This window comes from Streptomyces cahuitamycinicus (genome assembly GCF_002891435.1).
GTDB classification, from domain to species: domain Bacteria; phylum Actinomycetota; class Actinomycetes; order Streptomycetales; family Streptomycetaceae; genus Streptomyces; species Streptomyces cahuitamycinicus.
This window is the reverse complement of sequence record NZ_POUC01000796.1, coordinates 1-1,740: the sequence shown is the minus strand read 5'-3', so window position 1 is coordinate 1,740 and position 1,740 is coordinate 1. Positions and strand designations below refer to the sequence as shown.

Annotated in this window: 1 protein-coding gene; it reads left to right on the top strand. The window is 73.8% G+C overall.

Annotated elements, in window-relative coordinates; all coding sequences use genetic code 11:
- Positions 1 to 1,740 (top strand): GNAT family N-acetyltransferase (locus tag C1J00_RS42940; RefSeq protein WP_245936742.1); only part of this gene is annotated, 1,740 nt, incomplete at both ends.

The following is a 1,740-nucleotide window of genomic DNA, read 5'->3' as shown; positions in this document are numbered from 1 at the left end:
TCCCACCACCGCCCGTGCCGGAGGGCACTCCGCGCCCGCCCCTTCTGAATGGGCCGAAGTCGCCTTCCTCGTGCAGGACGCCCACCAGGGCCGCGGGGTCGCCTCCGCCCTGCTCGAACACATCGGTGCCGTCGCCCGCGAGCGCGGCATCCGCCGCTTCGCCGCCGAGGTACTGCCCTCCAACACCAAGATGATCAAGGTGTTCACGGACGCCGGCTACACCCAGAAGCGCAGTTTCGAGGACGGCGTCGTCCGTCTGGAGTTCGACCTCGAACCCACCGACCGCTCCCTCGCCGTGCAGTACGCCCGTGAACACCGCGCCGAGGCACGCTCCGTGCAGCGGCTGCTCGCCCCCGGCTCGGTCGTCGTCATCGGGGCCGGGCGTACCCCGGGCGGCGTGGGCCGCAGCGTCCTCGGCAACATCCGCGACGCCGGCTTCACCGGCCGCCTGTACGCCGTGAACAACGCCCTTCCCGAGGAGCAGAAGGAGCTCGACGGCGTGCCCGCGCACCGCTCGGTGCGGGACATCGACGGCCCGGTCGACCTCGCGGTCGTCGCCGTACCGGCCGAGCAGGTCCCCGAGGTCGTCACCGAGTGCGGCGAACACGGCGTGCAGGGGCTCGTCGTGGTCTCCGCCGGGTACGCCGAGAGCGGCCACGAGGGGCGCGAACGCCAGCGCGCCCTCGTCCGGCACGCGCGCACGTACGGCATGCGCATCATCGGCCCCAACGCCTTCGGCATCATCAACACCTCACCGCGGGTACGGCTCAACGCCTCCCTCGCCCCCGAGGTGCCGCGTCCCGGCCGGATCGGTCTGTTCGCCCAGTCCGGTGCCATCGGCATCGCCCTGCTGTCCCGGCTGCACCGGCGCGGCGGCGGCGTCACGGGCGTGACCGGCGTCTCCACCTTCGTCTCCTCCGGCAACCGCGCCGACGTCTCCGGCAACGATGTCCTGCAGTACTGGTACGAGGACCCCGACACCGACGTCGTCCTCATGTACCTGGAGTCCATCGGTAATCCCCGCAAGTTCACCCGCCTCGCCCGCCGGACCGCCGCGGCCAAGCCCCTCGTCGTCGTCCAGGGCGCGCGGCACGGCGCCGCCCCCCAGGGGCACGCCGTACGGGCGACCCGGCTGCCGCACGCGACCGTGTCGGCGCTGCTGCGCCAGGCCGGCGTCATCCGCGTCGACACCATCACCGAGCTGGTGGACGCGGGCCTGCTGCTCGCCCGCCAGCCCCTGCCCGCCGGCCCCAGGGTGGCCATCCTGGGCAACTCGGAGTCGCTCGGCCTGCTCACGTACGACGCGTGCCTCGCCGAGGGCCTGCGGCCGCACCCCCCGCAGGACCTGACCACCGCGGCCTCCGCGGCGGACTTCCACGCCGCCCTGTCCCGCGCGCTCGCCGACGACCGATGCGACGCCGTGGTCGTCACCGCCATACCGGCGGTGGGGGAGGGCTCGGTCGGCGACGCGGCCCTCGCGCAGGCCCTGCGCTCGGCCTCGGCCGCGGCCCCGGGCAAGCCGGTCCTGGTGGTCCACGTGGAACTCGGCGGCCTGGCGGAGGCCCTGTCGGCGGCGGCGAGCACGGCACCCCAGACCGGTTCGGACAAAACTCCGCAAGAATCTCCTGCTGGGGCGTCACGCGCCGAGTCGGGCGAATACCCTCAAGGCCTGCCCGGTTCGGCACCTGCAGAGCAACACCTCCCCGCCACCGAGGCCCCCGAAGGCGCGCACCTCATCCC